Origin of the sequence: Rubritalea tangerina, assembly GCF_042683245.1 — a bacterium.
GTDB classification, from domain to species: domain Bacteria; phylum Verrucomicrobiota; class Verrucomicrobiia; order Verrucomicrobiales; family Akkermansiaceae; genus Rubritalea; species Rubritalea tangerina.
On the sequence record NZ_JBHUJB010000032.1, the window covers coordinates 1 to 7,144 of the forward strand.

Genomic DNA, 7,144 nt, shown 5'->3' on the forward strand with positions numbered 1-7,144 from the left:
CGTTACACGCGTGTGCGTAGCCACGACAATGCGGGGAGCTTTGGCTTGCGTTCTGGATTTGAGAACTATGACCGCAGCCTTTGGTTGCGCAGGAATAAGAGTTTTATCAAGCGTCAGGATGTGGGCACGTCTGAGAAGTTAGGTCAGATGCACTATGATGCATCGCGCCAGGCTTGGGTGGACTTGCAGGCGGTAGGCAAGCACGTGTTTGGTGTTTTTCTTTATGATGCGAGCGGGGTATTGATCACTTCGGGGACGAACCGGGATCAAGCACAGAGTGCGATTCTCATGCACCACGATGGCTCCTCGGAGCACTATGAAATCATTTGGAAGTCGAATGGTGAGGGGCATGGGCGTCTGGTGACTTTGATGGATCGCAATGGCAATGCCACGACGATCGACTACGCGGTGGCTCAGCCCTTAGGTGCCGTTGCGGACCTTGAGCAATACAAGCGCAAGTCCACGATCACTGATGCCTATGGTCGCTCTGCGCAGATCACGACGATTGAGCAGGGGGGTCAGTGGGTGGTCTCGCGTATTGATTTTCCGAATGGGCAACACGCTACCTATGAGTATGCGGATATGGGGGATCTTGGTAATCCCGTGCTCTCCAAAGTCAATCACCCGAATGGAGGGCAAACGACTTGGACGGTCGGCACATTGGCTGGTCCCAATTTGCTAGAGCTCTCAGTTGTTGAGCCCAATGCGCGTCCAGGAAGCCGCCAGAAGAAGTTATACTTCACCCAGAAGACGGGATTTGATTATGCGGGCAATGCTGTGACGACGGTGCCACGAAAGTTACGTTATTCCAAGAATGGAGAGGGGGAAGCGACTTTCACGTATCGTTTGGGTACGGATTCTGTTTTCCAGCGCTTCAGCTATGTGGGGGGCAACAAGTACATGCACCTTGAGATTTCTGAGGCGGCCAATGGCATTACCAAGTATGGGTTCCTGAAGCCGGATGCTGGACGCGACAGCCACTTCTTCACGGCAACTGACACGACTGCGTGGGCCAAAGAAAACGTCCGCACTCAGGTGAATGCGAGTTCGCGCTATGCTACGGCAATGACCGATGGGCTTGGGCGAGGCAAGGCGGTCACCCGCAACCCGATCACCCAGCAAGTTGTCGGAAGGGTACTAGCAGATGGTTCTACTAACAGTGCGACGCACAACACCTTTGCGATGCCATTGAGCTCAGTGGATCGTCTCGGTCGTAGCAGCGTGCATAGCTATGACCTGCAGGGGAATCGTCTCACAAGCACCCGGGGGGTGGGCTCAGCAGAAGAGAGCACCAAGAGCTATGTCTACAACAGCCGAGGGCAGCTGATCGAAGAGCGCGATGCACTTTACGATGCGAACAAGCCGGAATTACACAACACCCAGTACGTCTACAATGCGGCAGGCTATTTGATCAAAAAAATTGCCGCTGCGGATGTCGAGGGCGGCACGCGACCTGTGTCGGTGTATAGCTATGATTCCTATGGCCGTGTGGTGAGCACCACAGACCCAGTAGGGAGAACGGTTTCTTACGAGTACGATGTGATGAGCCGAGTGGTGAAAACCACTTACAATGACGGCTCGACCGAGTTGGTGCACTACCAAGCTGGCACTGATTTGGTGACATCGCGCACCGACCGCAATGGCATTCTCACGAGCTACACATACGACCTCGCGGATAGAGCGATTGAGACACGTTTGGCGGCTGGCACTCCCGAGGAGTCGCTTGAGCAGTGCACGTATTTGGAAGGCACACGCCAAAAGGAAACCTGTACGATCAATGGTGAGAAAACGACTTATCTTTTTGACCACCGCAACCGAGTGGTGGGCACGACGCGTCAGGTCAACGCGGATACGGCATTGAGCACGAGCACGGAGTACGACCAGCTTTCGCGTCGTCGTTCCAGCACCGATGCCTATGGCCGCAAGACTTACTTCCTCTACGATCAAAATGACCGGATCACACGCACAGTGACTGAGACTGTGCCTAACGGACTCACTAATGTACCGGCGATTGTTGAAAATGCGAGCCAGTCGGCGACAGCACACAGCTACAGCCTCACAGATAAAGACGGCAATAGTCTTGTCACGGCTGGAACCCACCAAGTCACCTACACTTGTCCACGTGACCTCTTCCTAAAGAATCTCGTTAGAGACAATACAATCACCAATCACAAATATCTCATCACTGATGTAATCTTTGATGCCGAAGGACAAAGATTACTCCAAACAGATGCGCGTGGCAACAAGACCTGGATGGAGTACGACCAACTCGGTCGCAACACCCTCACGGTGCGCGCCGTTGGAACCCCAGAAGAAATTCGTTCTGAAACCGATTACGATGACAACTCGAATGTCATTGAACAACGTCTCCCTCGCTACTTTGCAGAGAGCGTGGACGATGGCAATGGCGGGCAGACCAATCTACGCGCGGTAGAGACTTACACCTACAATGGACGAAACATGAAAGCTTCTCACACCACAGCCGCAGGCTCTGAGGTGGAAGCAACGCAATCATGGACCTACCTCCTCGATGGAAAGCTCGACACACACACCGACTTCCGCGGGAACATCCTCCAGCAACTCTGGCACGCGTGCTGTGGCCGACTCCAGGCCACCATCGACAGAGATGGCACATCCACCACCATCTCTAACACAGACTACAATGGGAATGTGACCCACACGGCGACTGTTTCCGCAGTTCCTAATAGCGCAGATTACCACAACCCTGTGAATGCGGAAACGTTGCAGGAAACAACCACCCGCTACGACGGACGTGGACGCCCAACCTACACCACACGTTGGCTCACACCGCTTGGCGAAGTCGTTGATCATGCTCGCGAGAATCTAAACCAACAAAATGGAACCAATGACACCTTGGTCCCTATTGCTGGATTAGATGGAGTATCCGCCTCCTCAGGTCTCACTACCAGCTACCTTTACGATGAAGACCTCACCGATGGTGTGGGCATTGATGCCAGCTACGCAGCGCAATTCACCGAGCTCACCAATCGTGGCACGACACTTGGGGCAGGAGCCAATGGCTTTGCTGTGGAAGTGACGAATCCCGCGGGTGAGAAATCCGTTCGCGTCACTGACGGAGCAGGAAGAACCATCCTCAGCATCAACCCTGAAGGTGATATCCAAACTGTCCATTACGACGAAGTCGTGACAGAAGCATCACTCAACACTCAAAATTCAACACTCAACATTCCAGGCGATCTCCTCGCCACAACCCAAACGGACGCTCTAGGAAACTCCAACACGTCATACACAGACGGAGTAGGTAGATCAATTGCTTCAGAGGATGCTATCGGAAGCTTCTCATTCCGCGCTTACGATGCGAACTCGAACCTGGTCAGCACCCGTGACCCTAACGGGCTTGGACAAGATTGTACTTTCGATGCGCTCAACCGCGATGTCACATGCGCTGACCTTCAAGAGCAGGCCGATGGGGTGGACCGCTACAAGCTCTACAATGCGGCATCTCAGGTCATTTCTTCTGCGGATGCGCAAGGCAATGTCACAACGCAGAGCTATGACGCGCGCAACCGCTTAGTTTCGACAACGGACCCGAATCAAATCGTTGTCGACTACACCTACGATGCCAATAGTAACCTCACGAGCCTCAATGACGGCAATGGCAACACCCGTACTTGGGAATACAATGCACGCAACCTGAAGTCGCGTAAGACGAATCCAACACCTAACGATGTGTTAGACTATGCCTACGATGCGCTTCGTCGTCTCACGCTCAAGATCGACCAAGACAATCACCATCACATCAGCGAGTACGACATGGCATCGCGCCTTGAGAAGCGCGTCTACAAGACTGGCGGTACAATCACAGAGAGTGAAGACACCTTTACTTACGATGGAGCTTCACGCCTCCTCACTTCTAGCAAGGGACGCTACAGCGTGACGACAGCGCATACCTATGCAGCCGATAGCTCACCACTCAGTGAGAGCATCAGCTACCAAGGCAAAACCTACACCACTGCACGTACTTACGATGCCGCAAACCGCCCAGTCAGCCAGACCTTCCAGGATGGAAACATCCAGACATGGGGCTACGATGCGCGTAATCTCGTCACCTCTACTAGCTACGATGGTGAGTCTGTATTGACTCAAACCCAGGACGATGGCTACCGCCTCAGCACACAAACCCTCGGAAATGGACTGACACGTAACCTTACCTATGGTAGAAGCGATAATCTCAGAACCCGAGATGTAGTCATGGACGGCATCACTGCCATCGAAGAACTTGATCTCAGTTATACTTACGCCGTGGACAAACAAATCACAGCCGAGACTGTTGCAGGGGGAGTCATGCAAGACGCATCCTTCAGCGCGAGCTATGATGACGGCAACCGTGTCACCGCATGGAACCGCACAGGTGCCATCGACTCCAACTCGCCAGAGACACAAAACTGGAACTACGACGATGCAGGCAACTGGACGAGTACAACCATCGACGGAACCGTCCAAAATCGTAGCCATAACGACGACAACGAACTCACTGCTGTAGGATCTAACGTGACGACACTCGACAACCGAGGCAATCTCACCGAGGACGACCAAGGCAATGTCTACCTCTACGACTTAGACAATCGCCTCAAGCGTGTTGAATTGGATAACAACACCGACGTGGACATGGTGTACGATGCACTCGGCCGCAGAGTGCTAACAGATAACGGAAGCGACGAAACCTTCTACACATGGTGGGGAGATCAAGAAGTAGCTGAGCACGAACACAACAGTACTCAGAGCACAGTTCAGAACGACCTTTGGGCACACCCAACAGCACTCAACACCATCACAGCAAGAGCGGTGGAAGGTAGTAAGTTTAAGATGGAGTGGTACCACAAAAACTACCTCGATCATGTGTACGCAGTCAGTGACGACTCAGGAGACATCCTCGAACACTATCGCTACAATGCCTTTGGTGAAGTAGAGATCTACAATACCTCAGGTAATCAGCTAGCAACGAGTGCTATTGGTAACAAAGTGACTTGGAACAGTCGCAGATACGATAGCGATACCAAGCTGCATTACTACAAATACAGACACTATAAGCCTGATTACGGCAGATGGCTATCAAGAGATTCTATAGAGGAAAAAGGAGGCTATAATCTTTATAATTTCGTGCAAAATAGACCTTTGTATAACTATGATACTTTAGGCTGCATTGTTTTTGAAAAAAACCACAAAGCTACAGGTATGGGAGCGGTAGACTTCAGCTTTAAAGATGTCGCTCAAATGGTTAAAGCAAGGTACAAAGATTCAAAAGTATGCGTCCATCTTCATTACTCGGAATCACCTAGGGCTCCTCATACCAGAGCTGATGTGATGAGTGGAGCTAATATGTATTCAGAAGACGATTCTTTTGTAAAAGTTCTGGTTTTAATTACAGGTCACGGGAATTTCCCTGGAAATGTTAGCAAGGTCGTTGAAGAAGGTATTAATCGCTCTAAAAGAGGTACTCATATGATTCTTCTGGATAAAGAAGTCAATACGTCGACTCTTGAAATGGATATTCATAATGCTGCATCTAAAAATTATGCAGGCATTTTCTCGTGCTATTGGGAGCCGCATTTTAAGCATATAACAAGTGATTCTTATATTCCGTCAAGACGATACCCATCTCTTACAAAAGAGGAACAGCGTAATTTTGATACAAGTAAGGTTTACTACATGGAAGAGGGAAGTTTGTATGGAATTACAGTACACAAAGAGTTAATAAAGAAGCAAATCGATCCTTTGAAAGATAAAGATGTGAATGTAGCCATCTTCATGAATCGTGGCGCAGTTAGAGCTCCTTAAATTTTAGTCATGGCTACTCAAATGATTAGAGGCTTACTTTATTTATTTCTATGCTCTGTACTATTGACTACTTTGGTAGTCTGGAAGAGTCATAGTAAACCAACCGTAAGACTTAGCTCATATGGTTACAGTGATCCTCCTATGAGAATGGAGGATGCTCTAGATGATGACGGCAGTTCAATTGTTATTTATAGAGTTGAAGATCTGAAAAAGCTGATGGAATGGTTGAATAATTTTACCCTAACAGTGGATAAGTCTTTCATGGCACCTAGTAATGAGTATTACATTCCTTTATTAGTTCGTCGTGTCGAAAACAAAGGGTATGAAAAAATGTATGACAGATATGACTCATCCAAAAATATACACATAACCCTAACGTTAGTGGGTGCAGAGAAATTTAACTATAAAAATACCAATGAGAGTACATATTTTCTTGAAATTAAAATTGTTGACCTAAATTAGACGATTAAAAACCGTTACGCCTGCGAAGGGTATTTGTTACGCGCCAAATTCACACAAACAATTAGACACACAAATTATGAAGAAGGTAGATGAGTAAAGCCTTGCAGCGTACGGAGGTCTTCTATGGCAGGTAATTTCTCATTCCGCGCTTACGATGCGAACTCGAACCTGGTCAGCACCCGTGACCCTAACGAAACTATTAGACAGACAAAATATGAAAAAAGTAGATGAGTGAAGCTTTGCAGCGTACGGAAGTCTTCTATGGCAGGTAGTTTCTCATTCCGCGCTTACGATGCGAACTCAAATGTAGTGAGCACCCGTGACCCTAACGGGCTTGGACAAGATTGTACTTTCGATGCGCTCAACCGCGATGTCACTTGCGCCGACCTTCAGGAGCAGGCTGATGGGGTGGACCGCTACAAGCTCTACAATGCGGCATCTCAGGTCATTTCTTCTGCGGATGCGCAAGGCAATTTCACAACGCAGAGCTATGACGCGCGCAACCGCTTAGTTTCGACAACGGATCCGAATCAAATCGTTGTCGACTACACCTACGATGGCAATAGCAACCTTACGGCACTCACGGATGGCAATGGCAACACCCGTACTTGGGAATACAATGCACGCAACCTGAAGTCGCGTAAGACGAATCCAACACCTAACGATGTGTTAGACTATGCCTACGATGCACTTCGTCGTCTCACGCTCAAGATCGACCAAGACAATCACCATCACATCAGCGAGTACGACATGGCATCGCGCCTTGAGAAGCGAGTCTACAAGACTGGCTGTTACGCGCCAAATTCACATCGCATGATATTTCCAAATTGATGTCGTAGAATTTTGGTTGGATTACCACGCT

General features: G+C 49.5%; 3 protein-coding genes. All 3 read left to right on the forward strand.

What is annotated here, in order from left to right; genetic code table 11:
* Window positions 1-12: 12 nt before the first annotated feature.
* Window positions 13-5,820 carry an RHS repeat domain-containing protein gene (locus ACFSW8_RS07475; RefSeq protein ID WP_377177851.1) on the forward strand — a complete coding sequence of 1,936 codons (5,808 nt, stop codon included), beginning with the start codon at window positions 13-15 and terminating at the stop codon, window positions 5,818-5,820.
* A gap of 141 nt (window positions 5,821-5,961) precedes the next feature.
* A complete protein-coding gene (locus tag ACFSW8_RS07480) occupies window positions 5,962-6,282 on the forward strand; it encodes a hypothetical protein (RefSeq protein ID WP_377177853.1) in 321 nt (106 codons plus the stop codon).
* A gap of 261 nt (window positions 6,283-6,543) precedes the next feature.
* Window positions 6,544-7,113, forward strand: a complete 570-nt coding sequence (locus ACFSW8_RS07485) for a hypothetical protein (RefSeq protein ID WP_377177855.1) — start codon at window positions 6,544-6,546, stop codon at window positions 7,111-7,113.
* Window positions 7,114-7,144 lie beyond the last annotated feature (31 nt).